Here is a 23674-nt window from a genome sequence, read left to right on the forward strand (position 1 = left end):
CCGCGAGCTGCCTTCGGCAGGGTGAACGGCCCCACGAGGCTACCGGCGCCCGGGCCGGATGCCGTCATGCAGTCGCTGCAGCCGACCCCGATGCTCGAACGGGCTCGGTGTCGCGGCCGGCTCGCAGCAGCGTGCCCGGACGGGCGTCGGTGAAGGCACCCCCGCTGACCGCAACCTCGCCGTTCACCAGCACGGTGTCGACTCCTTCGGCTTCGCCGTAGAGCCGCCACGCGCCGCCAGGAAGGTCCTCGCGGACCTCGATCGGCTTGGGCCCCACCGCGTCGGGGTCGAACACCACGACATCGGCGTGCCAGCCCTCGGCCAGCCTGCCGCGACCCGCGAGGCCGTAGAGGCGGGCGGGGATGTCGGTGAGCTTGTGAACGGCGTCTTCCAGCTCGAGCATCTCACGGTCACGGGCGGCAGCCAGCAGGTAGGTCGAGTAGTTGAAGGTCGCCAGGAAGTCGAGGTGCGCACCGGCATCCGATGCCCCGATCACGCAGCGGTCGTCATTCCACAGCTCCTGGCGCATGGTCCAGCTGTCGGGGTCGTCGCCGGCGGCGCGCGGGTACAGGCCGGTCTTGAGGTCGTCGGCTACGACCAGCTCGCACAGGGCATCCCACGGCGTGGTGCCTTGGCTGTCGGCGATCTCGCCGATCGTGCGACCCTCGAAGTGCGCCAGCTCCGGCTTGGTGACCTCGCCCACGGTCAGGCGCTCCCAGCGAGCCACGCCCCGGAACGCGCTGGGCTGCTGCGCCAAATCGTTCAGTTCGGCCCGTCGATGGGGGTCGGCAAGCAGCTTCATCTTCTCGGTGGGCGGCAACGCCATCGGCTCGGCCCAGCCGGCCAGCGTGTCGAGCAGGAAGCCGCTCTCGAAGCACAGGCGGCTCACCGCAGGCATCGGGGCCGTGAGTGCCACCACGCGCCCGCCTTGGCGCGCCGCGTAGTTGCTGGCTTCGAGTTTCTGGTCGATGACATCGCGGTGGCGGCCGTTTGCGAAGATCACGTTCCAGTTGAGCGGCCGGTCGGCCGCCACCGACATGTCGGCGAGCAGCTGGTACACGTCATCGTCGAAGCGTTCGATGGTGGGGATGAACTCGATTGCCACCGCAGGAGAGGACCGCAGCACCGAGCACAGCTCGATCAACTCGCCGGTCGAAGCGTGGCGCGACGGCACCGGTTCGCCGGCGGCGTCGTTGTGGGTCTTGGCCCACGACGAGCTGAAGCCCAGACCGCCTGCCGCGATGCTGTCGGCCAGCATGCGCTTCATGGCGTCGAGCTCGTCGGGCGTGGCCTCGTGGCCCACCGAACGCTCGCCCATGACGACCCGGCGCAGCGCGCAGTGCCCCACCAGGAAACCGGCGTTGGGCATCAGCGTGCCGTCGATCGAGTCGAGGTATTCGCCGAAGCTGCGCCAGTCCCACGGCACGCCCTCTTGCAGCGACTCGAGCGGCATGCCTTCCACCCGGGCGAGCATCCTCATGAGGTAGTCGCCGTGGTCGGGCTCGAGCGGTGCGATGGTGAAGCCGCAATTGCCGCCGATGACCGTGGTGACGCCGTGCAGCGGTGACGGCGACAGGGTCGTGTCCCAGAACACCTGCGCGTCGAAGTGCGTGTGGATGTCGACGAAACCGGGTGCGACCACCTGGCCGGAAGCGTCGATCGTGCGATCGGCGGGTCCCGCCGCGGCGGTGGCTTCGTCGCCGACGGCCACGATGCGGCCATCGCGGATGCCGATGTCGCCCTCGGTGCGCGGCGCACCGGTGCCGTCGATGATCGTGCCGCCCGCAATCCTGATATCGAGCATCTGCCGTGTCCCCCTGTGACGTGCCGGTGCGTTCCTGCCGAAGTCCGGCCGTGCCCGAACCGCTTCCAGCGAAGTTACCGTGCCAGCGGTGAACGAGCATGGGGCGGCCGCAGACGCCGGGCAGCGGACGGTGCGGCTGGATCTGGCCTACCGAGGCACGGCCTTTCGCGGCTTTGCGGCCAATGAGGGCGTGAGGACGGTCGCAGGCGATCTGGGCGCTGCGCTGGAGCGAATCCTCGGCGAATCACCGGTGCTGACCGTGGCCGGTCGCACCGATGCGGGCGTCCACGCCACCGCGCAGGTGGTGTCGTTCCGGATCGGCGGCGAGGGGCTCCGGCGGATCACCGGCGACGCGCCAGCCGCGGCTGATCCCGGCCGAGCGCGATTGGCGTCGGGGCTCAACCGCCTGCTCAACCCCGACATCGCGGTGACGACCGCTTCGCTTGCTGACGACAGCTTCGATGCGCGCCGCTCGGCAACCGCCCGGGCCTACGAATACCGGGTCCGCTACGCCCCGCATCTTGACCCCCGCCTTGCCGACCTCGAATGGCACGTGACGGCGCCGCTCGACATCGTCCAGATGAACGCAGCCGCGGGTCACATCATCGGCGAGCACGACTTCTCTTCGTTCTGCCGCCGGCCGAAGGGCCGTCCCGATGCCTCGCTGGTGCGCACCGTCACCCGGGCGCACTGGAGTGCTGACGGTGCTCAGTTGATATTCGACATCGAGGCCAACGCCTTCTGTCACCAGATGGTGCGGGCCATCGTGGGCCAGTGCGTGGCTGTGGGACGCGGCGACCGCGCGGCCAGCGATGTGCCAGCCGTGCTGGCTGCGCGCAGCCGGGATGCTGCGGCGGCAATCGCGCCGCCACAGGGTCTGACCCTTGTCGCAGTCAGCTACCCCGACTCTGCGTGCTGATGCGGCCGGCTATTCGGCAGTGCGGAAGGCCTCGATGCGGTTGTCGAGGTTGAAGAGCAGCGCGATGAACTGCTGCACGTCAGCAGCGGTGACATCGTCGAGGGCGGCGCGTCGACGATCCGGAGTGGCCACGTCAGCATCGTCACGGTGATGGCGGCTCAACAACGTGTTGATCAGCACCGGGTTGGTCTCCAGCACGTAGTTGTCGCGGACCACGGCGATCGCCTGGGCGAGGTCGCGATCGGCAGGTCCATCCGCGATCAGCTCAGTCAGTATCGCCAGCACTTCCGCATGACCGGTCTCGAGGCCCTCTGACGGACCGGTGGATCTGATGCGCGCCTCCCACGTCCCGACGGCATCATTCGGCGACACCGACGCGCCGACCGAGTAGGTGTCGCCGAGCTCTTCACGCACCCTCACGGTCAGCAGGTTGTTGACTACCGCCGCCGCCACGTCGGCAACGACCCTGGTCTGGGTGGAGATCGGCGCCTCGGTACCGAACATCACGTCGAAGCCCGATGCGCCGGCATCGGCATCGACCGCGATCGTGAGGCGCTGAACTCCCCGAGGGAAGCCCGAGTGGTGATTGACGAACGTGTCGCTCTCACCGGCGGGCAGGGTGCCGATATAGCGCGCCGCCAAGTCGGCCACCGTGGCGCGGTCGATGTCACCGACCACGGCAACGACCATGTCGTCCACGTCGCTCAGCCGCGCTTGGTACAGGTTCAGCAACGAGTCTGGTGTCGTCGCGTCGATCTGAGCTTGGGTGGCAACGAACTGGTACCACGGGCTGCCCTCGTACAGCGCACCGAGCAATTCCAACTCGGAGATCCACAGCGGGAAGGTCTCCGCGTTGGCAAGCCGTGTCTGCATGGCTTGGATCTGCTCGCCGACGGCGACCTCAGTGATGCGTGGCTCGGCGATGTACAGGTGCATCAGCGTGAACAGCGCCTCGAGATCACCTGCTCCGGACCCACCCGAGAAGCCTTCGGACAACTCTCCGATGTACGGGCTGACCCATGCCGTCGTCGTGGCGAGATACTCGTCGAGCTGGGTCGCTGAGGCACTCCCCACGCCGCTGGAGGCCACCGCGCCGACCGCGTGGCGCACCAGCGCCGAATCGCCCTCGGTCAGCGTCGACCAGCCACCGAGACTCTCGGCCACGACGTTCACTTCGCCGGCTGCGATGTCCGATGGAGCGAACACGACCCGGGCGCCGTTGGCGAATTCCCATTCGTAGGCATCGTCGAACAGGTCAACAGCGGCCTCGGCGACGGGCGCGACCGGGCTGGGCGCCTCCATCAGCGCGTCGACGGCTTCTTCTGCCTGCGGCGGGGCGATTGGTCGCGCCGCTTCGACAGCCGAGAGCAGCTCGTCTGCGGCCGGCACCGCTGATGGGTCGGGTCCGATGGAAACGACCAGCGGTGGTGCGATGTCGAGCACCCAACGCAGGTGCGCCGTCAACTCCTCGATCGAGTAGGTGTCCAGCAAGCCTTCGAGGCGGGCGACACGCTCGGCAGTGGACGAGATGTCCGATCCGGACAGGAAGTGCTGGACGTAGCCGATCGCATACGCGTCGTCCTGTCGCGTCTCGTCACTCTGCAGCTGGAAGTCGAGCGACGTGCGAATCGCGCTGACCGCTTGCTCGAGTTCGTCCCGGGTGAAGCCGTAGTGGGCCGCGCCCTCGACGACCGACAGATAGTCAGTGGTGGCCTGCACCAAATCGGAACCCTGGTAGTTGGTGCCATACAGCCGCAATCCGCGCGCAGCCGCAAACGCGCTGAAGTGGGGCTCCGTCGCCTGGGCCATCAAGCCGGCCTGATACGCGGCGTCCAATCGGATGTCGAGCATCTGCGCGATCAGGTTCTCCATGAGCAGCAGCCGCTCGCCGCCACGGGTGTCCGTCGGCCACGCGGGCAGCTGCCAGTCCAGCGAGATATAGATGGGGCCGTGATCGGGGTGCGTCACGACGTCAGTGACCGGCTCGGTCACGAACTGCACCGTGAACGGATTCCGATCCGGCTGGGCAGGCGGAGCATCGGCACGCGCCGGCAGGTCTGCGAAGTGCTCGACGACGAGCTCCTCCATCTGGCTGACCGGCAGGTCGCCCACGACGACGACGGCCATGTTGTCGGGCCGGTACCACGTGTCGTAGAAGTCGCGCAGAACCTCAGCGGTGATCGACGAGTTCGACTCCTCGTTGCCGCCGAGTTCCATCCCCTCATACACGGTGCCCTCGTAGTAGATGGCATTGAGGAAGTTGGAGATCCGGCCGGATGCCGATTCGTCCCGCAGCCGATACTCGTCGAGGATGATGCCCCGCTCTTGCTCGACGTCGGCCGAAAGGATGGTGGCGGCTGACGCCCATTCCGCCAGCACGGTGAACGCGAGATCGAGTGCCTCGGGATCATCGAGCTGGAAGTCGAGGATGTAGACGGTCTCGTCAGGGCTGGTGAATGCGTTGAGGTCGTGGCCGAAGTCGGTGCCGATGTCGCGCAGCACCTGATCGAGCTCGTTCTTGGAGAACTTCTCGGTGCCGTTGAACAGCATGTGCTCCAAGAAGTGCGCTGCGCCCTCGGCGCCTTCGGGGTCGAGCACCCCTCCCGCATTGACCGCGAGGTGCATGACGACGGCATCGCCCGGCGAGTCGTTCGAGCGCAGGTAGTAGGTGAGGCCGTTCGGGAGCTGGCCGATCACCACGTCAGGGTCGATGGGCAGCAGCGACGGATCGAGGTCGGCAGGCTCGTAGTCGTTGAACTTGCCTAGATCGACCGGGTCGCCGATGGGCTCTGGGGTGGATTCGTCGGCAGGCTCGGTTTCGTCGGCGGGCTCAGGCTTGTCTGCGGGCTCAGGCTCGTCTATCTCTTCAGTCTCTTCGGCAGCATCATCGGCTTCTGGTTCGTCCTCGTGGACTTCTGCCATCTCGTCATCGGCCGCTTCGGGTTCGCGGACCGCGTCATGTTCGTCAGGTGCGCACGCAGCCGCGAACAGGGCGGTCGCAAAGAGCAAGGCCAGAAATCTGCGCCAGAGGGCTGGTTTCATCGAAGAACTCGTCTTTCGGCCGACAGCGTGCGGCATCGGACGGTACTCGCCGATCACCTGCCCGCGGCCGCGGTCGCTGGACAAGTTCTCATGCAATCTCAGCGTGCGCTGAGTCGCTTCAAGAGCTTCTCAGGAAACCCTGCACACGCCTCGATGTCAACCTTGGTCATGACTTGGGACCAACCCTCGCCATCGTCGGCCACGATGGCGGGCAGTTCCGCGGCAGCAGCGAGCTGAGAGGTCGAGGCTTCGTCACGGTGCACGAGCTCCAGATCGACGCTCGACGCCACGCAGGCCTGCTTCCACGACCGTGAGCCCAGCGGGTTCCAGCCATAGGTGAGGTCGCACAGGGCGCAGGTGTTGCGGCCCCTCAGCTTGCTGAGCGCATAGCGGAACTCGCCAGCGAGCCCGCCGTCTGCGTCGTATATGCCCACCAGCCGCACGCGCCGCACCATATCGTTCGGCGACTACGCCCCTGCCGCGGGTTGCATGCCCGAGCGACGCTGAAGAGCTGGCTTCCGCTGGCATACTCGCCCGGGCCGGTGACCACGTGGGAAACAGATGACCATCCAGCTGCCAGACCTTCCATACGCACCTGATGCGCTCTCCCCGCACATCAGCGAGCGCACGATCAGCTTCCATTACGACAAGCACCACGCTGGCTATGTCAAGGCAGTGAACAACGGCGTCGCCGGCACGCCCGACGAGGGTCGAGCGTTGGAGGACTTGGTGTGCTCGCTGCCAGCGGGCGGGTTGTTCAACGCGGCAGCCCAGACGTGGAACCACAACTTCTACTGGCAGTCCATGTCGCCTGGTGGCGGTGGCGAGCCCAGCGGCGACTTGGCGGCGGCGCTGGAGGCGAGCTTTGGAGGCGTGGACGCGTTCCAGGCCGATTTTGCCGCCGGAGCGGTCGGCAACTTCGCGTCGGGATGGGGCTGGCTCGTGTTCGACGGTTCGGGCGGCGACCAAGGGGGATCGCTGCGGATCGTCCAGACCGACGACGCCCAGACGCCCCTGACCGACGACCTGACTCCGCTGCTCGTGATCGACGTGTGGGAGCACGCCTACTACCTCGACTACCAGAACGCCCGGGCCGCGTACGTGGATGCGTTCGTCGAGCACCTCATCAGCTGGGAATTCGCCTCCGCCAACTACGGCGCCGCGCTCGACGCCCGCAGCCGATGACGGGCACCGCAGAGCCCAGCGATCGAACCAAGAGCGCGACCGCCTTCGAGCCGACGCCGCCGCATCTACCGTCAACATGGCGCGAATCACCTACTGATGGCGGCGGAAATCACATAGCGAAACGCTCGGAAAACCTATAGCACGAACGCCGGAACGCCGTCGGCAGTCATGCCATGCAGCCCGGCTTGCATCGCTACCCCAGAATCGGCGAGCGTGTCTTGCGCGATGACCTGTTGCGCGACTTCGCTGCCGTCCTGATCGTCGGGCCACCAGGGTGCAGCAAGTCCACCTCAGCGGCAGAGTTCGCCGACGCAGCCGTTGACCTGTCACGCCTCGGTGCCGCTCGCGCCGCTCGCGAAGACCCCCGACGGTGTGCTCAGCGCCGTCTCCGGCTGCCTTGTGATCGACGAATTGCAGGAAGCACCGGAGATCATCGGCGCCGTCGAGCGCGCTGTCGATGCGGGCGGCCGGCCCGAGCCGCAGAAGCTGCGGGCTGTCCTGTCGTCGTGCGCCGCACGTACCGGCCAAGTCCTCAACAAGCAGGCGACAGCCCGCGACGCCGGCGTGACCGCAGTCACAGCCGATGCCCATCTCAGCCTGCTCGAAGATCTCTCGATGGTCGTGCGGGTTCCGGCCTGGCACGAAAAGCGCCTCTATCGCCTCACGCGATCACCGAAGGTGCACGTAGCCGACCCGGGCATCGCAGCACATCTCCTCGGACTCAATGCCATCGACCTGTCGCTCGATGCCTCTGCGGTGGGCCAGCTCGTCGAGACGTTCGTGGTATCAGAACTGCTGCCGCATCTCGAAGCCGGTTCCGATATGACGTTCATGCACCACTTCCGCGACCAGTCGGGCCACGAGGTGGACGTTCTGCTCGAACGACGCGGCCGTTTCGTGGGGGTCGAGGTCAAGTCCGCCACCTCCGCGGGCCGCGACGATGCCAAGCACCTCCGCTGGCTTCGTGATCGCTTGGGAGACAGCTTCCATGCGGGCATCGTCCTGTACAGCGGACAGCTCCCGATTCGGCTCGGCGATCGGCTGTGGGCGCTCCCGATAAGCACGCTGTGGCAGGCATCGCAGTGAACTCACGCACTCGTGAGGGTATGCTGACATACATGATGCGGACCACCGTGAAGCTCCCCGCTGAACTCGACGCCCGGCTGCGGCACGAGGCCGCCCGGCGCAACATCACGATCTCCGAGTTGACGAGAGAAGCCATCGAGTGCCATCTCGCTCCGAGACGACGTCTGGGTGCAGCGGCGGCGGGCCGTAGCGGTCAGTCGGACATCTCCGAGCGCATCGAGGAGATCCTCGCCAGTGAGGTGACGTCATCGCGCTGATCGTCGATGCGGGTCCGTTGTATGCCTATGTCGATGCAGACGACCGGCATCACGCAGCCAGCCTCGAGTTGCTCTCAAGCCATCCTGGGCCGCTGATCGTTCCCACATTGGTGATCACCGAGGTGGCCTACTTGGTGGGGACTCGCATGGGCACCGCAGCCGAGGTGCGTTTCCTGGGCGATCTCGCCTCGGGTGACCTGATCACCGAACCGGTAGCTGCCAGCGATTGGCTTCGCATTGCCGAACTGGTGCATGCCTATGACGATCTGCCGCTGGGCACCGTCGATGCATCGGTCATCGCCCTGGCAGAACGCCTCGATGTGACCACTGTTGCGACGCTCGACCGGCGGCACTTCGGCATCGTGAGGCCGAACCACTGCGAACGGCTGGAACTACTCCCCTAGCTCGGACGCGAACGAGACCGTGAGCAGACGGAGTTGCGCTTGCAACTGCTTGCCCGTGCGTTTAGTTTGTGATACAAACTAGTTTGCATCGCGGACCTAGGAGGTTGTGATGTCGACAAACAGCGGAGAATCGACAGCTCTGAAACCCGACGAGGGTTGGGAGACCGTTCTCAGCACCATGCATGGCGCTCGCAGCGCCATGTACACGGCCGGAAGCACGGCGATCCTGCTGTTGTGGGCAGGCGTCATCACGATCGCCTACCTCGCCCAGTACGCCGTGTCGACGTTCGCAACCGACTTCGCCGACAGCTACCCGTGGTTCCCGGGACCACTGTGGGCAATCATCACGTCCTTCGGCGTCATCGGCAGCATGACCATCGGCTATCGCGCCGGCCGTGCCCTGTCGCCGGGCCTCGCCATGCAACACGCCGGGATCCGCGTGTTTGCCTACTGGATGACCGTCACTGCGGCCGCTGGACTGCTCCCAGGCGCGGCGGGCCTGTGGAACGAGTCCGGCGCAGAGAAGATCCCCTTCGTCTTGATGGGCGTCATCGCGCTCGGCTACGTGCTCTTCGGCATCCTGAACCGGACCGTGATCGCCGCCTTCGGCGTGGGCATGGCCGCGGCCTTCTACGTTCCGCATTACCTGTTCGATGACATCGCACCAGCAGTGTCGGGTTTCGCGATGCTCGGACTGCTCGGAGCCATCGCCATGTGGGTGCGCAGGACCGGCGAATGGTAGATCCCAGCGCCGTGCCCGACGGCGGTGCCATCGACCTCGACGAGATCATCCACCAGCCGGCGCGACTGCAGATCATGTCGTTGCTCGTGTCACTGGACGAGCGGGACCGGCTCGCCTACGGGTTCGTGCAGAAGCAGCTGGGCTTGACGCCCGGCAACCTGACGACTCACCTGCGGAAGCTGGAAAATGCCGACTACGTGGCGACGACCAAGGAGTTCCGCGGCGCCAAGCCCCGCACGTGGATCGAAGCCACGGTGACAGGACGCAAGGCGTTTGCCGGGTACCTCGTCAACCTCGAGCGGGCCCTCGGCGTGCGCACCAGCTTTTGACGCCGAGATCGCCCGTTGCGGCTGACGGTTGGCTTCGGCGCGAGATCCTCATGGCTCGGCACGTCCTGAACGGTGGGATTACATCATTAGGCTCCATCCCGCATGGTGATTGGCGAAGCCCGATGCCGGTAGAGGCTGATGCCCGGACGCTCGCCGATCTGGAGCCGGAGGTTGAGCGACTCCTCGCGCGCCATCTTCGGCAAACCAAGGAATGGCACCCCCACGCGCTCGTGCCCTGGAGCCGGGGCCAAGACTTCGCGCCCGACTACGAATGGTCACCTGAGGAAGCCAACCTCACCCCTGAGGCTCGCAGCGCCCTCTTCGTGAACGTGCTCACCGAGGAGAACTTGCCGTACTACTTCCGTGACAGCGAGCGGCTGTTCGGCCGTGAGGGCGCCTGGGGCGAGTGGGTTCGCCGCTGGACGGCGGAAGAGGGACGGCACGGCCGGGTCATCTACGACTACCTGTCGGTCACCCGCGCTCTGGACCCCGTGGCACTGGAGCGGGCGCGCATGGCGCAGGTGCAGTGCGGGCAAGTACCCCAGCCGCCGAGCCTGCTGGAAGGCCTCGCCTACGTGACGCTGCAGGAGTTGGCCACCCGCATCGCGCACTTCAACACGGGGCGCCACATCGACGACCCTGCCGGCAAAGCCATCATGCGGCGGGTCGCCTTCGATGAGAACCTGCATTTCCTGTTCTACCGCGACGTCATGAGCGCCGCGGTCGAGATCGACCCCTCCAGCGCGGTGGTGGCCATCGCCAACCAAGTCAAGAGCTTTGCCATGCCCGGAGTCGGCATCACCGACTTCGACGCCCACTCCCGCATCATCGCCGAAGCCGGGATCTACGACCTGGCCATCCACCATGACCAGATCCTGCAACCGGTCGTGCTGCGCGACTGGAACCTGCCCGGCCTGACCGAGCTGTCGAGCATCGCCGAGGTTGCACGCGACGGCCTGATGAAGATGATCGATCGGATCGGACGCGTCGGTCAGCGCCTCGCGGAGCGTTACGCCGAGGCACGAGAGTCGCTGCGCCGCAACGCGGCGCTCGTGCGATAGACCCCCAACTGCACCCAAGAGCCGAGCGGGCCCGGTGGGGCTAGTGGTCGCCCTTGGGGTCGAGCAGCGACGTGAGCCCCTCGATGCCGAAATCCGGGCTGCGGGCAGCGTCGATGAGGACACGCTCAGCGGCTGCGATCTTCGCGGCCCCCGCGGGAACCTCAGCCGCTACATCGACCGGCACCACGACCGCACCATGGCGGTCGGCGTGAATGAGATCGCCGGGCTGCACCGACATGCCGTGCACCGTCACCGGCACCGCAAACTCGACCACGTGCACCCACGCATGCGAGGGACCAATGGAGCCGGCCAGCGCACCGAAGCCCGGTGCCCAGTCGGCCAGATCCCGGATGGACCCGTTGGTGACGACTCCGAGCGAGCCCAACCCCGAGTGAATGCTGCTGTTCACCTCGCCCCACCAGGCGCCGTAGCCCGGCGCCGCATCGATGTCCTCGATGACGGTCACGGTGGGATGGGGGCCTTCGGCCATGTGGCGGTAGTAGCCGACCCGCATCGCGAGGTCATCGTCGCCGCTTCGACCCGACGGCGCTGCGGCTCGGATCGTCGCCGTGCGGGCGTAGCCGACCATGACGGTGTCGGGATCGGGGCAGACGAGCGGCGACGTGGTGTAGCCGTATGCCCGGCGGTGCGGTGCAACGATCTCGAGCGCGTTGCAGATAGTCGGAGTGTCCAGCGCCGCCAAAGCGTCGAGCACCTCGGCACCCAGCGGATCGGCGGTCATGTCATTCAGCGACGAGGGAGTCAGACCAGCTCGATCAGCGCCATCGGGGCGTTGTCGCCGCGGCGCGGGCCCAGCTTCAGGATGCGCGTGTAGCCGCCCGGGCGTCCCTCATAGCGGGGACCGATCTCGTCGATCAGCTTCTGGGCCATTTCCTGGTCGCCGTTGAGGCTGGCGATGATCTGGCGATGGCGTGCCAATCCGCCCTTGCGCGCCTTGGTGATGAGCTTCTCGGCATACGGCCGCAGCGCCTTCGCCTTGGCCTCGGTGGTCTCGATGGCCTCGGCGGCGAACAGCGACGCCGCCAGGTTGGCGAGCATCGAGCGCTGGTGGCTCGGGCTACCGCCCAGCCGGCGGCCCTTGGTGGGCGTGGGCATCGTCAGCTCACCGCCGCCGGTTCGGCCGACCCGTTCTGCTCGGACGGCTCCTCGGTGGGCGTCGGGCTCATGCCACGCAGTGCCAGGCCTCGCTCGTCGAGCTTCTCGATGACCTCGTCCAGCGACTTCTGGCCGAAGTTCGGCACGGTCATCAGCTCTTCCACGGATTGATCGAGCAGCTCGCCGATCGTGTTGAACTGCGCGCGCTTGAGGCAGTTGCGTGCCCGCTCGGACAGACCCAGATCCTCGATCGGTCGCTCCAGGTCGCTGGTGCGGCCGTCGCTCACCGCCACATCGGCGATGTCAAGTCCGAGGTTCTCCGGCGAGAGCTCGGCAATCATAAGCATCAGCCGGCACAGCGTGTCGCCGGCCGATGCCAGCGCTTCGCGCGGGGTCATTGCGCCGTCGGTCTCGATGTCGAGCACCAGCCGGTCGAAATCGGTGGACTGCTCCACGCGCACCGGCTCGACTTCGACGGCCACACGCCGCACCGGGCTGAACAGCGCGTCGATGAGAATCACGCCGATCGCGCCGCCGATGCGGTCGCTGTCGGGGGCCGAGTAGCCCCAGCCGCGCTCGACCGTCAGGTCCATTGCGAGCCGTGCTCCCTCGCCCAGCGTTGCGATGTGCAGATCGGGCGTCAGGCACTCGACATCGACACCCCAGTCGACATGGCCAGCGAGCACCGGACCCACGCCGCGCTCGTCGAGACGCACAGCAACGGGCTCGTCGCTGTGGCACCGCAGCACGATGTCCTTGAGGTTCAAGACGATGTCAGTGACGTCCTCGACCACACCTTCGATGGTGGTGAACTCGTGGAGCGCATCGTCGAACTGGACCTGAGTGATCGCGGCACCGGGGATCGACGACAGCAGCGTGCGCCGCAGCGAGTTGCCCAGCGTGTGCCCGAAGCCGGGCTCCAACGGGCCGATGGCGAAGCGCTGCCGATTGGGATCGGGCTCGCCCAGGATGTCGATTGTCGGTCGGTGCATGACCAAGGTGTCGGAGACGGACACATTGACCCCTTCGTGGGTGATTACTTGCTGTAGAGCTCGACGATGAGCTGCTCGCGCACCGGGATCTCGATCTGAGACCGGATCGGCAGCTCGCGCACGGTGACCTGCTGGGCACCGTCGCTCGCCTCGAGCCACGGCGGCGGCGTGCGATCCAGCACGTCGAGATTCCACCGGATGGTGACGATCTCGCGGGACCGCGCGCGCAACGAGATGACGTCGTCCTTGCGGGCCCGGTAGCTGGGAATGTTCACCCGGCGACCGTTGACGTCGATGTGGCCGTGACTCACGAACTGGCGGGCCTGCGGGCGGGTCGCGGCCCAACCGACCCGGTACACGATGTTGTCGAGGCGCAGTTCCAGCAGCCGCAACAGGTTCTCGCCGGTGACGCCCCGCTGGCGGGCGGCTTCCTCATAGAGATTGCGGAACTGCCGCTCGGTCATCCCGTAGGTGAAGCGGCACTTCTGCTTCTCCTGCAGCTGCATCAGGAACTCGGAATTCTGGCTGCGCCGGCGTCCACGGCCGTGCTCGCCGGGCGGGTACGGGCGCCGGTCCAGCGCCTTCGTCTCGCCCTCAGTGCCCCAGATGTTGGTGTTGAGCCGCCGCGAGACGCGTGCCTTGGGACCTGTGTAGCGAGACACGTCAGACCCTCCGGCGCTTCGGAGGCCGGCAGCCGTTGTGCGGCACCGGTGTCATGTCACGGATGCCCTTGATCTCGATGCCGGAATTCTGGATCGAGCGGATCGCAGTCTCACGACCCGAGCCGGGGCCCTTCACGTGCACATGCACCCGGCGCACGCCATGTTCCATGGCCCGCTCGGCGGCCTGCTCGGCGGCCTGCTGCGCAGCAAACGGAGTCGACTTGCGAGAACCCTTGAAGCCGGCATTGCCCGCCGACGCCCACGACACCACGTTGCCCTGCAGATCGGTGAACGTGATGATCGTGTTGTTGAACGAGCTCTTGATGTGCGCCACGCCGTCGCCGACGTTCTTGCGCTCCTTGCGACGCCCGCGGCGAGCCGGCTGCTGCTGGTTCACTTCAGCCCGCCCTTCATGCGTCCGGTCTGAGGTTGCCGACAGATTCGGCCGCGCACGTTCACTTGCGTACCTTCTTCTTGCCCGCGACGGTCTTGCGCGGACCCTTGCGGGTGCGTGCGTTGGTGTGGGTCCGCTGGCCTCGCACCGGCAAGCCGCGGCGGTGGCGCACGCCCTGGTAGCAGCCGATCTCGATCTTGCGCTTCACGTCCTGGGCGACGTCCCGTCGCAGATCGCCCTCGACCGTGAGGCTGGCGTCGATGTGGTTGCGGATGCGAGCCACCTCGGCATCAGTGAGGTCGCGCACACGGGTGCGCTCAGCGATGTTCAAGTCCTCGCAGATCTGCTGGCTGGCGGAACGGCCGATGCCATAGATGTAGGTCAACGCGATCTCCACACGCTTCTCGCGCGGAATGTCAACGCCGGCAATTCTGGCCATCGATACGGGACTCCTGTCTCAGCCTTGCCGCTGCTTGTGCCGCGGGTTCTCACAGATCACCCGGATCCGCCCGTGGCGACGGATCACACGGCACTTGTCGCAGATCTTCTTGACGCTCGGACGGACTTTCATCGGTGGACCTGCGCTGTAGACGAGCGAGCAAGTATAGGGGTCACGGCGCCGCCTCAATTGCCGCCACTGTGCTAGCTGGTGCGGCCTCTATGGCCGCCACGATGCGCTGATGCACCTCGGCGGGGGTGCCGAGGCCGTCGACGGTGACCAGCACGCCTCGATCGGCGAACAGCTTGCGCAGCGGCGCCGTCTCGGCTTCGTACAGCTCCAGCCGGCGGGCAATCGCCTCGGGAGTGTCGTCGGCGCGGCCCCGATCCAGCATGCGCCGCGTGACGATGTCATCGGCCACATCGAGGTCGATCGCTCGGCTCACCGCGTGCGGCGCCAGCAGGGCGAACAGCCCGTCGGCCTGAGCTTCGGTACGCGGAAAGCCGTCCAGCAGAAAGCCGGCAGCGGTATCGGGCGCCTCGAGGCGCTCGGCCACGATTCCCAGGATCAGCTCGTCGCTGACGAGCTCGCCTGCATCCATCACCTCTTTGGCCTGGCGGCCCAAGGGGGTGCCGGCGGCGACCGCGGCACGCAGCATGTCTCCCGTGGAGATGTGGGCCACGCCGTAGCGCTTGACCAGCAGCTCGCACTGGGTTCCCTTGCCGGCCCCTTGCTTGCCCAAGATGACCAGCCGTCGGGCGGCGGAGCCCGACATCAGGCCAGGAACCCTTCGTAGTTGCGCATCAGCAGCTGGCTGTCGACCTGCTTCATGGTCTCCAGCGCCACGCCGGAGGCGATCAGGATCGACACGCCGCCGAAGCCGATGGCCGCACCGGCGCCGCCCGAGCCCAGCGCATCGAGGTCGCTCGTCAGCGACAGCAGCACGCTGGGCAACAGTGCCACCATGGCAATGAACAGCGCGCCGGGCAGCGTGATGCGGTTGAGCACTCTGGCCAGGTACCGCTCGGTCTGCGGCCCGGGCCGGATGCCGGGAATGAAGCCGCCCTGCTTGCGGATGTTGTCGGCCTGACGCACCGGGTCGAACGTGATGGCCGTATAGAAGTAGGCAAAGCCGACGATCAGCCCGCCGAAGAACAGGATGTAGGCGATGTTGTCGGGCTGGGTGAGGTAGTCGTCGACGGCGGTCTGCAGCCAGCCCCAGTTCGCCACGTTCGACAGCAGCACCGGCAGGAACAGGATCGAGCTGGCGAAGATGACCGGGATCACACCCGACTGGTTGACCTTCAGCGGGATGTAAGTGTTCTGCCCGCCGTAGAGCCGCCGGCCCACCTGCCGCCGGGAGAACTGCACCGGGATGCGACGCTGGCCCTGCTCGATGAAGATGATCGCGACCATCATCCCGATGGCGACGATGATCGCCGCCGCGAGATACACGGTGCCCTGCACCGCCATCAGGCGGGCCCCGTCGAAGGGGATCGTCGACACCACCGAGGCGAAAATCAGCAGCGACATGCCATTGCCCACACCGCGCTGGCTGATCAGCTCGCCCATCCACATGAGCAGCGCCGTGCCCGCCGTGAGCGACAGGATGACCAGCGCCACCCGGTTGAACGTGAAGTCGGGGATGACGATGACCCCCGCCGTGTTGCCGAGCGCAGTGCCCTGACCCCGCCCGAAGATGAAGGTGATGCCGGTGGCCTGCACGAAGGCGATGCCCAGCGTCAGGTAGCGGGTGTACTGGGTCAGCTTGCGCTGGCCCACGGCCCCCTGCTGCTGGAGCTGCTCGAAGCGCGGGATCGCGACGGTGAGGATCTGGATGATGATCGATGCCGTGATGTACGGCATGATCCCCAAGGCGAAGATCGCGAAGTTGGTGAGCGCGCCGCCCGAGAACAGGTTCAGAAGCGCCAGCACGCCGCCGGTGGATGAGGCCTGCTCGCGCAACGACACGATGGCGTCAAAGTCGATGCCCGGCACGGGCACCTGGGAGCCCAGCCGGTACGCCGCAATGATGAACAGCGTGAACATGATCTTCCGGCGCAGATCCTGGATCCGGAAGATGTTGCGCATGTGGCCGAGCACGACGAGCCCCTAGCGATTGGTGTGCTGGTTGCCCTGAGCGGCTGGCCGCGGGCCCTTGAACGTGGGCGGCAGGATCTCGATGCTGCCCCCGGCGGCCTCGATAGCCGCATGGGCCGAGGCGGAGGCTGCGTGAGCCTTCACCGTGATCGGCCGGGTGATCTCGCCGCGGCCCAGCACCTTGACCATCGAGCCCGCCGACACCAAGCCACGCCCCAGCAGTGCCTCAGGCGTGATGTCGTCGAGGCCGCACGCATCGAGCGTGTCGAGGTTCACCGGCTGGTAGGCCACCCGGAACGGGTTCGTGAAGCCCTTCCGCTTGGGGATGCGCACCTGCAGCGGCAGCTGGCCGCCTTCGTACCAGACCGGCACGGTTCCCCGTGCCCGGGTGCCCTTGGTGCCGCGGCCTGCGGTCTTGCCGCCCTTGCCGCCGGTGCCGCGGGCCACCCGCTTGCGCTTGCGCCTCGCACCCGGCGGCGGGGTCAGGTCATGCAGTTTCAGCATCGCCGACCTCTCCTGGAATCTCTTGAACGGTGATCAAGTGGCTGACCTTGCGCAGCATGCCGCGGATCTCGGGTCGATCAGGAAGGGTATGGCTGCGGCCGATCTTCCCGAGCCCGAGAGCCCGCAAGGCGCCACGCGCTTTTGGCTTGGCCCCGATGGCCGAACGCACCTGGGTCACGACGATCTGGGTCATGCCTGCGCTCCCGCATCCGCATCGGTCAGCTTGCGGGTGCGCTCGGTCTCGCGGTAGGCCTCGAGCAGGCCGGCGGGGATGCACTCTTCAGCCGACAGCCCGCGCAGCTTGGCGACCTCGTCGGGACGCTTCAGCGCAGCCAGCCCGGCGATGGTCGCACGGGCCACGTTGATGTGGTTGGACGAGCCCAGGGACTTGGCCAGCACGTCGCTGATGCCCGCCTCCTCCAGGATCGCCCGCGCGGCGCCGCCGGCGATGACGCCGGTACCGGGCGCGGCGGGTTGCAGCAGCACCTTGCCGGCGCCCATCACGCCCAGCACGGGATGGATGATCGTGGAGCCGGCCAGCGGCACATCGAACAGGCTCTTGCGCGCCTCCTCGGTGCCTTTCTGGATGGCCAGCGGCACTTCTTTCGCCTTGCCGTAGCCCAGGCCCACCCGGCCGGCGCCGTCGCCGATCACCACGAGCGCGGAGAACGAGAAGCGGCGCCCGCCCTTGACGACCTTGGCCACACGGTTGATGTCGATGACCCGCGACTCGCGCAGGCCCTCGTCGCCGCTGTTGCGCGGGTTGTCGAACTGCCGCTCGCGCGGGCGCCGGCCGGCGCCGCGCTCCCGTGGAGCCTCGGTCGTAGGTGCATCTGCCACGAGTTCTCCCTCAGAACTTCAGGCCGCCCTCGCGGGCAGCATCTGCAAGGGCCGCGACGCGGCCGTGGTAACGGTTGCCGCCGCGGTCGAAGACCACGACTGTGGTGCCGGCCGCCACGCCGCGCTCGGCGATCAGCCGTCCGACTTCGCCGGCGGCGGACACGTTGCCGCCGCCTGCAGTAGCCAGCGCGGCCTCGCGAGTCGACGCGGCAGCCAGCGTGCGACCTGCGTCGTCGTCGATGAGCTGGGCGCCGATGTGCCGGTTCGACCGGAAGACCGCGAGGCGCGGGCGCTCGGCGGTGCCCGACACCCGCTTGCGGACGCGATTGCGGCGTTTAGCTCGCCGCGCTGCCTTGGGGGGAACGCTCACTTCGCCGCCTTTCCGGCTTTGCGCTGCACGCGCTCGTTGATGTAGCGGATGCCCTTGCCCTTGTAGGGCTCGGGCTTGCGCAGCTTGCGGATGTTGGCCGCGACCTGCCCGACGAGCTGCTTGTCGATGCCCTTGACGATGATCGACGTCTGGCTCGGCACCTCGAACTTGATGCCCTCGGGTGCTGTCACCGGCACCGTATGGCTGAACCCCAGCGACAGCTCGAGCGCCGAGGGCCCGCGGGCCGCGGCCCGGTAGCCCACGCCGACGATCTGCAGCTCCTTGGAGAAGCCCGTCGAGACGCCTTCGACCATGTTGGCCACCAGTGCCCGGCTGAGCCCGTGCAGCGACCGCTGCGAGCGGCTGTCGTCGGCTCGGCCCAAGGTGGCGGCGCCGTCGTCGACGTTCACGGTGATGCCTGCGGCCAGCTCACGGGTGAGCTCACCCTGCGGGCCGCTGACCGTCACCACGGCACCAGCGGTCGAACCGGCGGCATCGGGGGCCGGCTGTGCGGTCACTGTCACCCCGTCGGGGATCGAGATGGGCGCCTTGCCCACGCGTGACATCGTCGCCTCCTACCAGACGTAACAGAGGACCTCGCCGCCCATGCGGTTGCGGCGGGCTTCGCGGTCGGTCATCAGGCCCCGGCTCGTGGACAGCACGGCAATGCCGAGGCCGCCGAGCACGCGGGGCACCTTGTCGGACTTGGTGTACACGCGCAGCCCGGGCTTGGAGACCCGCTGCAGTCCCGAGATCGTCCGATCCCGGTCCGACGTGTACTTGAGATTGATGGTGAGCTTGCGGTCGGGGCTGCCATGGGAGCCTTCCACCTTGAAATCGCTCACGTAGCCCTCGCGCTTGAGGATCGCCGCGAGGCGCTCCTTCTGCTTCGAGGACGGCATGGCCACCTCGTCCTTGAACACCAGGTTGGCGTTGCGGATGCGGGTGAGCATGTCCGCTATCGGATCAGTCATCGACATGTGCGCACCTCCCTCATCTGCTGGCCCCTCACCAGCTGGCCTTCGTCACGCCGGGCACCTCGCCGGCATGGACCATCTCTCGTAGGCACACTCGACACAGCCCGAACTTGCGGTACACCGACCGCGGTCGACCGCACACGCGACAACGCGTGTAGGCGCGCACCTTGAACTTGGGGGTGCGCTGCTGCTTGTTGATCAGTGCCTTCTTGGCCATCAGTACTGCCTTTGCTGGAGGTGTGAAGAGGGGTGCTAGGGGGTGGGACCCTGGCGGAACGGGAATCCGAGCGCATCGAGCAGGGCACGTCCGCCCTCGTCGTCGACTGCCGACGTCACGAGCGTGATGTCCATGCCCCGGATCTGGTTGACGCTGTCGTAATCGATTTCTGGGAAGACCAGCTGTTCGGTGATGCCGAACGTGTAGTTGCCGTGCCCGTCGAAACTGCGCGGCGACAGTCCGCGGAAGTCCCGGATGCGAGGAATCGCCAGCGACACGAGCCGGTCGTAGAACTCCCACATGCGATCGCGGCGAAGCGTCACCCGGGCGCCGATGGCGTTGCCCTCGCGCAGCTTGAACCCTGCGATCGAGCGCTTGGCCCGGGTGATCGCCGGCCGCTGACCGCAGATGCGGCTGAGGTCGTCGATGGCTCCTTCGAGCAGGCCCCGGTTCGTGAGTGCCGCGCCGACACCCATGTTGACGCTGATCTTGCTGAGCGCGGGCACCTGCATGATGTTTGCGAGCCCCAGTTCTTGCTGGAGCTGGGCGCGCACGGAGTCTCGGTAGAGCGCCTTCATCCGCGGCTCGGGCCGCGCGGACGGGACGGCAGCCTCGGGAGCTTCAGTCACGCTCATGACGGCAGTTCCTCCCCGGAAGCCCGGTGGTAGCGCACCTTGCGTTCGCCTTCGAGACGGAACCCGACCCGACCCGGCTGGCCCGTGCGGGGGCACACGACCGCGACGTTCGACACGTCGATCGGCAGCAGGTAGTCGATGATCTGGCCTTCCTGGTTCTGCTGGGAGGGACGCTGATGCTTGTGGCCGACGTTGACGCCCTCGACCGTGAGGCGGCGGCGCAGCGGGTCGACCGAGACGACCTCGCCCTCGCGGCCCTTGTCGGGGCCTGACATGACGCGCACGGTGTCGCCCTTGCGGACTCGCAGCCGGGGCAGCTGGTTTCGCTGACGTGCCATCTCCACTCCCCCCTCAGAGGACCTCTGGCGCGAGCGACACGATGCGCATGAAGCGCTTGTCGCGCAGCTCGCGGCCGACGGGACCGAAGATGCGGGTACCCCGCGGCTGGCGGTTGTCGTCGACGAGCACGGCGGCGTTCTCGTCGAAGCGGATGTAGCTGCCGTCGGGACGCCGGCGCTCTTTGCGTGTGCGCACCACGACGCAGCGCACTACGTCGCCCTTGCGCACCGAGGCGCCGGGAATCGCGTCCTTCACGGTGGCGATGAACACATCGCCGATGGAGGCGTAACGACGACCCGTGCCGCCGAGCACGCGAATGCACAGCACCTCGCGGGCGCCCGAGTTGTCGGCGACTTTGAGTCGGGACTCTTGCTGGATCATCAGGTACGCAGTTCTTCTCTGGCTCGGGGCTCAGCGGGCCCGCTCGGTGATCTCGACCAGGCGCCAGCGCTTGGTCTTCGAGATTGGGCGGGTCTCCATGACGCGCACCCGGTCGCCCGGACGCGTGTCGCCCGCGGGGTCGTGGACGTAGAGCTTCTTGGTGCGCTGCACGGTCTTGAAGTAGCGGGGGTGGCGCACGCGCTCGACCACCGAGACCACCGCGGTGCGGTCCATCTTGGTGGAGGTGACGATGCCCTCACGGATCTTGCGCCGGTTGCGCTCAGCGTCGGGTGCCGACTCTGTGTTCATGAGGGGTCTCCTGTCTCCGCAGTGTCGACTGCGGCCGAGCCTTGCGAGGCGCCAGTGGACACAGCCGAGCCTTGCGAGGCGCCAGCCAGCGCGTCGGCGGCAGCGATCTCACGCTCACGCAGCACGGTGTGAATGCGTGCGATGTCACGCCGGGTCGCGGACATCTGCGCGGAGTTGTCGAGCTGCCCGGTAGCGAACGCGAACCGCAGGTTGAAGAGCTCCTGGCGAGCGCTCTCGAGCTCGTCGAGCAGCTGGTCGTCTGACAGCGTGCGAAGCGTCGCGGCCTTGGCCATCAGATGGCCTCCTCTCGCGAGATCACACGTGCCCGCACGGGCAGCTTCTGGATGGCGCGCTCCATGGCGCCACGAGCCAGCTCGGCGTTCACGCCGCCCAGCTCGAACATCACCCGACCCGGCTTCACCACGGCGACCCACTTCTCGGGGTTGCCCTTGCCGGACCCCATGCGGGTCTCCGCGGGCTTTGCGGTCACCGGCTTGTCGGGAAAGATGTTGATCCACACCTTGCCGCCGCGCTTGACGTGGCGGGTCATAGCGATACGGGCCGCCTCGATCTGGCGGGCCGTGATCCAGCCTGGCTCGAGCGCTTGGATGCCGTAGTCGCCGAAGTGCACGGCCGTGCCGCCCTTGGTGCGGCCCTTCATGCGGCCGCGATGCGCCTTGCGGTGCTTCACCTTGCGAGGCATCAGCATCAGTCGTCTCCCGGCCTGAAGTTGGGCGTCTGGGACTGGTCGCGCGTGGCCCGCTCGATCTGCTCTTCCTCTTCGAGCAGGCGCTCGAACTCGGGGTCGGCCTCACGCAGCAGCGGGACCGGTTCTTCGGGCACTTCATCGAGGTCGTTGCGCCGGCCGGCCGATGTCACGACCCCTGAGGGCGGCGCACCGTCACCGGAGGTCTGCCCGGTTGCCATGGCGGCCTCGCGGTGAATGCGCTCGTCGGAGGACACCTTGTAGGGGAGGATGTCGCCCTTGTAGAGCCACACCTTGACGCCGATGCGCCCCGCGGTGGTGCGGGCCTCGCGGAAGCCGTAATCGATGTCGGCACGCAGCGTGTGCAGCGGCACGCGGCCCTCGCGGTACCACTCGGTGCGGGCCATCTCGGAGCCGCCGAGCCGGCCTGAGCACTGCACCCGGATACCGAGCGCGCCCGCCTTCTGCGCGTTCTGCACGGCACGCTTCATGGCCCGGCGGAACGCGACACGGCCGGCGAGCTGATCTGCCACCCCCTGGGCGATGAGCGCTGCTTCCAGCTCGGGCTGCTTGATCTCCTGGATGTTGAGCTGCACCTTGGGATTGCCGGAGATCTTGCCGAGCTTGGTGCGCAGGCGGTCGGCCTCGCTGCCGCGGCGCCCGATGACGATGCCGGGACGGGCGGTGTGCACGTCAACCCGCAGGCGATCCCGGGTGCGCTCCACCTCGATGCGGCTGATGGCTGCATGCGGCAGCTCAGTCCGCAGGAAGTCGCGGATCTTCCAATCCTCGATGAGGTAGTCCTGGTACTCCTTGTCGGCGTACCAGCGCGACTTCCAATCGGTGGTGATTCCCAAGCGGAAACCGTACGGGTTGACCTTCTGACCCATGATCAGTTCTTTTCTTCGGGGTCGGCAGCTTCGGGTTCAGCAGCTTCGGCCCCGCTGATGTCGCTGTCGCTGGCTTCGATGGTCTCGACGTCGTCATCGCCGTCTGTGTCGTCGTCTGGAGCAACGGCCTCTGGCTCGGTGCCGGCATCGGCATCGGTGCCGACCGCCGCGACCGCTTCGATGACTTCTGCTTCATCGAGATCTGTCTCGGCGTCGGGCTCGTCATCGCCCGTATCGGCTGCACGGCTGGCGGCCACACGGGCCGCGCGGGCCGCCGCGGCGGTCTGCGAGCCCGAGGCCGCCAAGCGAGCCTCACGCATCTCGAGCTCCTCGGGGCTGAGCTGCGCAACGATCACCGTGATGTGGCAGGTCTGCTTGTGGATGCGCGTGGCGCGTCCCCGTGCCCGCGGGCGCCAGCGCTTCAGCACCGGTCCCTCGTCGGCCCAGCACTCGGCCACGTACAGCTCATCGGCGTCGAGTTGCTCGTTGTTGGTGGCGTTCGCCACGGCGCTCTCGAGCACCTTGGACACCACTTCGGCCGCTCCGCGCTCGCAGAATCGCAGCCGGTCGCGAGCCAGGGCCAGGTCCTCGTCGCGGATGAGATTGAGCACCACCCGGGCCTTGGATGCCGACAGTCGGCCGTAGCGAAGCGTCGCCTTGGCTCCTGCGATGACGTCAAGATCGATGAGGCCGCTCATCGCCGGCCCCCTCGCTCCTGGCCGGCGTGGAACTTGAACGTCCGTGTCGGCGCGAACTCGCCGAGCTTGTGGCCGACCATCGACTCGGTCACGTACACCGGCAGGTGCTTGCGCCCATCGTGAACCGCGATGGTGTGACCGATCATCTCGGGGATGATCGTGGAGCGCCGGCTCCACGTCTTGATGACCTTGCGCTCGCCGCTCTCGTTGAGTTCGTCCACCTTCGAGAGCAGGTGGTCGTCGACGAACGGGCCCTTCTTGAGACTGCGCGGCATC

Annotated in this window: 35 protein-coding genes and 1 pseudogene; 8 read left to right on the top strand and 28 right to left on the bottom strand. The window is 67.2% G+C overall.

What is annotated here, in order from left to right; all coding sequences use genetic code 11:
- Positions 1 to 64: 64 nt before the first annotated feature.
- Positions 65 to 1804 (bottom strand): N-acyl-D-amino-acid deacylase family protein, encoded by a 1740-nt coding sequence (locus ACOGW9_RS07320; RefSeq protein WP_419909831.1) that lies wholly within the window; start codon positions 1802 to 1804, stop codon positions 65 to 67.
- An 88-nt stretch (positions 1805 to 1892) separates the two neighbouring features.
- On the opposite strand from ACOGW9_RS07320, the gene truA reads away from it, so the two are divergent.
- The gene (gene truA / locus ACOGW9_RS07325) at positions 1893 to 2723 is read left to right on the top strand and encodes a tRNA pseudouridine(38-40) synthase TruA (protein WP_419909833.1); all 831 of its coding nucleotides are present in this window, start codon (positions 1893 to 1895) and stop codon (positions 2721 to 2723) included.
- A gap of 9 nt (positions 2724 to 2732) precedes the next feature.
- Here truA and ACOGW9_RS07330 read toward each other — a convergent pair whose 3' ends face one another.
- Positions 2733 to 5765 (bottom strand): M16 family metallopeptidase, encoded by a 3033-nt coding sequence (locus ACOGW9_RS07330; RefSeq protein ID WP_419909835.1) that lies wholly within the window; start codon positions 5763 to 5765, stop codon positions 2733 to 2735.
- Positions 5766 to 5863: 98 nt separating this feature from the next.
- The gene (locus ACOGW9_RS07335) at positions 5864 to 6208 is read right to left on the bottom strand and encodes a hypothetical protein (RefSeq protein ID WP_419909837.1); all 345 of its coding nucleotides are present in this window, start codon (positions 6206 to 6208) and stop codon (positions 5864 to 5866) included.
- A gap of 118 nt (positions 6209 to 6326) precedes the next feature.
- On the opposite strand from ACOGW9_RS07335, the gene ACOGW9_RS07340 reads away from it, so the two are divergent.
- The 7 genes from ACOGW9_RS07340 to ACOGW9_RS07370 all read left to right on the top strand — a co-directional run bounded on the left by ACOGW9_RS07340 (position 6327) and on the right by ACOGW9_RS07370 (position 10829).
- Positions 6327 to 6950 (top strand): superoxide dismutase, encoded by a 624-nt coding sequence (locus ACOGW9_RS07340; protein ID WP_419909839.1) that lies wholly within the window; start codon positions 6327 to 6329, stop codon positions 6948 to 6950.
- A 336-nt stretch (positions 6951 to 7286) separates the two neighbouring features.
- A complete protein-coding gene (locus ACOGW9_RS07345) occupies positions 7287 to 8036 on the top strand; it encodes an ATP-binding protein (protein WP_419909841.1) in 750 nt (249 codons plus the stop codon).
- A gap of 32 nt (positions 8037 to 8068) precedes the next feature.
- Positions 8069 to 8293: a ribbon-helix-helix protein, CopG family gene (locus ACOGW9_RS07350; protein ID WP_419909843.1), complete on the top strand. Its 225-nt coding sequence runs from the start codon at positions 8069 to 8071 to the stop codon at positions 8291 to 8293.
- Entirely contained in the window at positions 8293 to 8697 is a 405-nt protein-coding gene (locus ACOGW9_RS07355; RefSeq protein ID WP_419910154.1) for a type II toxin-antitoxin system VapC family toxin, read from the top strand. Before ACOGW9_RS07350 ends, ACOGW9_RS07355 begins: the two co-directional genes overlap by 1 nt.
- 109 nt (positions 8698 to 8806) lie before the next feature.
- The gene (locus ACOGW9_RS07360; RefSeq protein ID WP_419909845.1) at positions 8807 to 9439 is read left to right on the top strand and encodes a hypothetical protein; all 633 of its coding nucleotides are present in this window, start codon (positions 8807 to 8809) and stop codon (positions 9437 to 9439) included.
- Positions 9433 to 9768: a transcriptional regulator gene (locus ACOGW9_RS07365; protein WP_419909847.1), complete on the top strand. Its 336-nt coding sequence runs from the start codon at positions 9433 to 9435 to the stop codon at positions 9766 to 9768. The genes ACOGW9_RS07360 and ACOGW9_RS07365 overlap by 7 nt, the downstream gene beginning before the upstream one ends.
- Positions 9769 to 9890: 122 nt before the next feature.
- On the top strand, positions 9891 to 10829 hold the full coding sequence (locus ACOGW9_RS07370; RefSeq protein WP_419909849.1) for an acyl-ACP desaturase: 939 nt from the start codon (positions 9891 to 9893) through the stop codon (positions 10827 to 10829).
- A 40-nt stretch (positions 10830 to 10869) separates the two neighbouring features.
- On the opposite strand, the gene ACOGW9_RS07375 is transcribed toward ACOGW9_RS07370, so the two are convergent.
- The 25 genes and pseudogenes from ACOGW9_RS07375 to rpsS form a co-directional block, all read right to left on the bottom strand.
- Positions 10870 to 11580 (bottom strand): RraA family protein, encoded by a 711-nt coding sequence (locus ACOGW9_RS07375; protein WP_419910156.1) that lies wholly within the window; start codon positions 11578 to 11580, stop codon positions 10870 to 10872.
- A gap of 14 nt (positions 11581 to 11594) precedes the next feature.
- Positions 11595 to 11945 (bottom strand): annotated as a pseudogene (gene rplQ / locus ACOGW9_RS07380) (50S ribosomal protein L17); the annotation flags it as partial.
- A 2-nt stretch (positions 11946 to 11947) separates the two neighbouring features.
- A complete protein-coding gene (locus tag ACOGW9_RS07385) occupies positions 11948 to 12961 on the bottom strand; it encodes a DNA-directed RNA polymerase subunit alpha (RefSeq protein ID WP_419909851.1) in 1014 nt (337 codons plus the stop codon).
- Positions 12962 to 12981: 20 nt separating this feature from the next.
- On the bottom strand, positions 12982 to 13599 hold the full coding sequence (gene rpsD / locus ACOGW9_RS07390; protein ID WP_419909853.1) for a 30S ribosomal protein S4: 618 nt from the start codon (positions 13597 to 13599) through the stop codon (positions 12982 to 12984).
- Between the two features lies 1 nt (position 13600).
- Positions 13601 to 13996 (bottom strand): 30S ribosomal protein S11, encoded by a 396-nt coding sequence (gene rpsK, locus ACOGW9_RS07395; protein WP_419909855.1) that lies wholly within the window; start codon positions 13994 to 13996, stop codon positions 13601 to 13603.
- A 58-nt stretch (positions 13997 to 14054) separates the two neighbouring features.
- The gene (gene rpsM / locus ACOGW9_RS07400) at positions 14055 to 14432 is read right to left on the bottom strand and encodes a 30S ribosomal protein S13 (RefSeq protein WP_419909857.1); all 378 of its coding nucleotides are present in this window, start codon (positions 14430 to 14432) and stop codon (positions 14055 to 14057) included.
- 18 nt (positions 14433 to 14450) lie between these two features.
- Complete coding sequence (rpmJ, locus tag ACOGW9_RS07405; protein WP_323671035.1) at positions 14451 to 14564, bottom strand: 50S ribosomal protein L36; 114 nt, start codon at positions 14562 to 14564, stop codon at positions 14451 to 14453.
- Between the two features lie 40 nt (positions 14565 to 14604).
- Positions 14605 to 15207, bottom strand: coding sequence for an adenylate kinase (locus ACOGW9_RS07410; RefSeq protein WP_419909859.1), 603 nt, complete (start codon positions 15205 to 15207; stop codon positions 14605 to 14607).
- Positions 15207 to 16535, bottom strand: coding sequence for a preprotein translocase subunit SecY (gene secY, locus ACOGW9_RS07415; protein ID WP_419909861.1), 1329 nt, complete (start codon positions 16533 to 16535; stop codon positions 15207 to 15209). The genes ACOGW9_RS07410 and secY overlap by 1 nt, the downstream gene beginning before the upstream one ends.
- A 9-nt stretch (positions 16536 to 16544) precedes the next feature.
- Positions 16545 to 17036, bottom strand: coding sequence for a 50S ribosomal protein L15 (gene rplO / locus ACOGW9_RS07420; protein ID WP_419909863.1), 492 nt, complete (start codon positions 17034 to 17036; stop codon positions 16545 to 16547).
- Positions 17020 to 17229 (bottom strand): 50S ribosomal protein L30, encoded by a 210-nt coding sequence (rpmD, locus tag ACOGW9_RS07425; RefSeq protein WP_419909865.1) that lies wholly within the window; start codon positions 17227 to 17229, stop codon positions 17020 to 17022. The genes rplO and rpmD overlap by 17 nt, the downstream gene beginning before the upstream one ends.
- Positions 17226 to 17876 carry a 30S ribosomal protein S5 gene (rpsE, locus tag ACOGW9_RS07430; protein ID WP_419909867.1) on the bottom strand — a complete coding sequence of 217 codons (651 nt, stop codon included), beginning with the start codon at positions 17874 to 17876 and terminating at the stop codon, positions 17226 to 17228. Before rpsE ends, rpmD begins: the two co-directional genes overlap by 4 nt.
- A gap of 10 nt (positions 17877 to 17886) precedes the next feature.
- A complete protein-coding gene (gene rplR / locus ACOGW9_RS07435; RefSeq protein ID WP_419909869.1) occupies positions 17887 to 18246 on the bottom strand; it encodes a 50S ribosomal protein L18 in 360 nt (119 codons plus the stop codon).
- Positions 18243 to 18812: a 50S ribosomal protein L6 gene (rplF, locus tag ACOGW9_RS07440; protein WP_419909871.1), complete on the bottom strand. Its 570-nt coding sequence runs from the start codon at positions 18810 to 18812 to the stop codon at positions 18243 to 18245. The genes rplR and rplF overlap by 4 nt, the downstream gene beginning before the upstream one ends.
- A 9-nt stretch (positions 18813 to 18821) precedes the next feature.
- Positions 18822 to 19226: a 30S ribosomal protein S8 gene (gene rpsH, locus ACOGW9_RS07445; RefSeq protein ID WP_419909873.1), complete on the bottom strand. Its 405-nt coding sequence runs from the start codon at positions 19224 to 19226 to the stop codon at positions 18822 to 18824.
- 28 nt (positions 19227 to 19254) lie between these two features.
- A complete protein-coding gene (locus tag ACOGW9_RS07450; protein WP_419909875.1) occupies positions 19255 to 19440 on the bottom strand; it encodes a type Z 30S ribosomal protein S14 in 186 nt (61 codons plus the stop codon).
- A 35-nt stretch (positions 19441 to 19475) separates the two neighbouring features.
- Positions 19476 to 20075, bottom strand: coding sequence for a 50S ribosomal protein L5 (rplE, locus tag ACOGW9_RS07455; protein WP_419909877.1), 600 nt, complete (start codon positions 20073 to 20075; stop codon positions 19476 to 19478).
- Entirely contained in the window at positions 20072 to 20413 is a 342-nt protein-coding gene (gene rplX, locus ACOGW9_RS07460) for a 50S ribosomal protein L24 (RefSeq protein WP_419909879.1), read from the bottom strand. Before rplX ends, rplE begins: the two co-directional genes overlap by 4 nt.
- 13 nt (positions 20414 to 20426) lie before the next feature.
- Positions 20427 to 20795 (bottom strand): 50S ribosomal protein L14, encoded by a 369-nt coding sequence (rplN, locus tag ACOGW9_RS07465; protein ID WP_419909881.1) that lies wholly within the window; start codon positions 20793 to 20795, stop codon positions 20427 to 20429.
- Positions 20796 to 20825: 30 nt separating this feature from the next.
- Entirely contained in the window at positions 20826 to 21104 is a 279-nt protein-coding gene (gene rpsQ / locus ACOGW9_RS07470) for a 30S ribosomal protein S17 (RefSeq protein ID WP_419909883.1), read from the bottom strand.
- Positions 21101 to 21397, bottom strand: a complete 297-nt coding sequence (gene rpmC / locus ACOGW9_RS07475) for a 50S ribosomal protein L29 (RefSeq protein WP_419909885.1) — start codon at positions 21395 to 21397, stop codon at positions 21101 to 21103. The genes rpsQ and rpmC overlap by 4 nt, the downstream gene beginning before the upstream one ends.
- On the bottom strand, positions 21397 to 21813 hold the full coding sequence (rplP, locus tag ACOGW9_RS07480; protein WP_419909887.1) for a 50S ribosomal protein L16: 417 nt from the start codon (positions 21811 to 21813) through the stop codon (positions 21397 to 21399). Before rplP ends, rpmC begins: the two co-directional genes overlap by 1 nt.
- Positions 21813 to 22700 carry a 30S ribosomal protein S3 gene (rpsC, locus tag ACOGW9_RS07485; RefSeq protein ID WP_419909889.1) on the bottom strand — a complete coding sequence of 296 codons (888 nt, stop codon included), beginning with the start codon at positions 22698 to 22700 and terminating at the stop codon, positions 21813 to 21815. Before rpsC ends, rplP begins: the two co-directional genes overlap by 1 nt.
- Positions 22701 to 22702: 2 nt before the next feature.
- Entirely contained in the window at positions 22703 to 23398 is a 696-nt protein-coding gene (gene rplV / locus ACOGW9_RS07490) for a 50S ribosomal protein L22 (protein ID WP_419909891.1), read from the bottom strand.
- The gene (gene rpsS / locus ACOGW9_RS07495; protein WP_323671047.1) at positions 23395 to 23673 is read right to left on the bottom strand and encodes a 30S ribosomal protein S19; all 279 of its coding nucleotides are present in this window, start codon (positions 23671 to 23673) and stop codon (positions 23395 to 23397) included. Before rpsS ends, rplV begins: the two co-directional genes overlap by 4 nt.
- Position 23674 lies beyond the last annotated feature (1 nt).

The organism is Candidatus Poriferisodalis sp. (genome assembly GCF_965203655.1).
GTDB lineage: Bacteria > Actinomycetota > Acidimicrobiia > Acidimicrobiales > Poriferisodalaceae > Poriferisodalis.

What these genes read in the sequence shown, in the direction of transcription:
- ACOGW9_RS07320 (WP_419909831.1), bottom strand. Translation starts at nt 1,804, where the DNA reads ATGCTCGATATCAGGATTGCGGGCGGCACGATCATCGACGGCACCGGT.
- ACOGW9_RS07330 (WP_419909835.1), bottom strand. Translation starts at nt 5,765, where the DNA reads ATGAAACCAGCCCTCTGGCGCAGATTTCTGGCCTTGCTCTTTGCGACC.
- ACOGW9_RS07340 (WP_419909839.1), top strand. Translation starts at nt 6,327, where the DNA reads ATGACCATCCAGCTGCCAGACCTTCCATACGCACCTGATGCGCTCTCC.
- ACOGW9_RS07350 (WP_419909843.1), top strand. Translation starts at nt 8,069, where the DNA reads ATGATGCGGACCACCGTGAAGCTCCCCGCTGAACTCGACGCCCGGCTG.
- ACOGW9_RS07360 (WP_419909845.1), top strand. Translation starts at nt 8,807, where the DNA reads ATGTCGACAAACAGCGGAGAATCGACAGCTCTGAAACCCGACGAGGGT.
- ACOGW9_RS07365 (WP_419909847.1), top strand. Translation starts at nt 9,433, where the DNA reads ATGGTAGATCCCAGCGCCGTGCCCGACGGCGGTGCCATCGACCTCGAC.
- ACOGW9_RS07370 (WP_419909849.1), top strand. Translation starts at nt 9,891, where the DNA reads ATGCCGGTAGAGGCTGATGCCCGGACGCTCGCCGATCTGGAGCCGGAG.
- rpsM (WP_419909857.1), bottom strand. Translation starts at nt 14,432, where the DNA reads ATGGCCAGAATTGCCGGCGTTGACATTCCGCGCGAGAAGCGTGTGGAG.
- rpmJ (WP_323671035.1), bottom strand. Translation starts at nt 14,564, where the DNA reads ATGAAAGTCCGTCCGAGCGTCAAGAAGATCTGCGACAAGTGCCGTGTG.
- ACOGW9_RS07410 (WP_419909859.1), bottom strand. Translation starts at nt 15,207, where the DNA reads ATGTCGGGCTCCGCCGCCCGACGGCTGGTCATCTTGGGCAAGCAAGGG.
- rplO (WP_419909863.1), bottom strand. Translation starts at nt 17,036, where the DNA reads ATGCTGAAACTGCATGACCTGACCCCGCCGCCGGGTGCGAGGCGCAAG.
- rpmD (WP_419909865.1), bottom strand. Translation starts at nt 17,229, where the DNA reads ATGACCCAGATCGTCGTGACCCAGGTGCGTTCGGCCATCGGGGCCAAG.
- rplF (WP_419909871.1), bottom strand. Translation starts at nt 18,812, where the DNA reads ATGTCACGCGTGGGCAAGGCGCCCATCTCGATCCCCGACGGGGTGACA.
- rpsH (WP_419909873.1), bottom strand. Translation starts at nt 19,226, where the DNA reads ATGTCGATGACTGATCCGATAGCGGACATGCTCACCCGCATCCGCAAC.
- ACOGW9_RS07450 (WP_419909875.1), bottom strand. Translation starts at nt 19,440, where the DNA reads ATGGCCAAGAAGGCACTGATCAACAAGCAGCAGCGCACCCCCAAGTTC.
- rplE (WP_419909877.1), bottom strand. Translation starts at nt 20,075, where the DNA reads ATGAGCGTGACTGAAGCTCCCGAGGCTGCCGTCCCGTCCGCGCGGCCC.
- rplX (WP_419909879.1), bottom strand. Translation starts at nt 20,413, where the DNA reads ATGGCACGTCAGCGAAACCAGCTGCCCCGGCTGCGAGTCCGCAAGGGC.
- rplN (WP_419909881.1), bottom strand. Translation starts at nt 20,795, where the DNA reads ATGATCCAGCAAGAGTCCCGACTCAAAGTCGCCGACAACTCGGGCGCC.
- rpsQ (WP_419909883.1), bottom strand. Translation starts at nt 21,104, where the DNA reads ATGAACACAGAGTCGGCACCCGACGCTGAGCGCAACCGGCGCAAGATC.
- rpmC (WP_419909885.1), bottom strand. Translation starts at nt 21,397, where the DNA reads ATGGCCAAGGCCGCGACGCTTCGCACGCTGTCAGACGACCAGCTGCTC.
- rplP (WP_419909887.1), bottom strand. Translation starts at nt 21,813, where the DNA reads ATGCTGATGCCTCGCAAGGTGAAGCACCGCAAGGCGCATCGCGGCCGC.
- rpsC (WP_419909889.1), bottom strand. Translation starts at nt 22,700, where the DNA reads ATGGGTCAGAAGGTCAACCCGTACGGTTTCCGCTTGGGAATCACCACC.
- rplV (WP_419909891.1), bottom strand. Translation starts at nt 23,398, where the DNA reads ATGAGCGGCCTCATCGATCTTGACGTCATCGCAGGAGCCAAGGCGACG.
- rpsS (WP_323671047.1), bottom strand. Translation starts at nt 23,673, where the DNA reads ATGCCGCGCAGTCTCAAGAAGGGCCCGTTCGTCGACGACCACCTGCTC.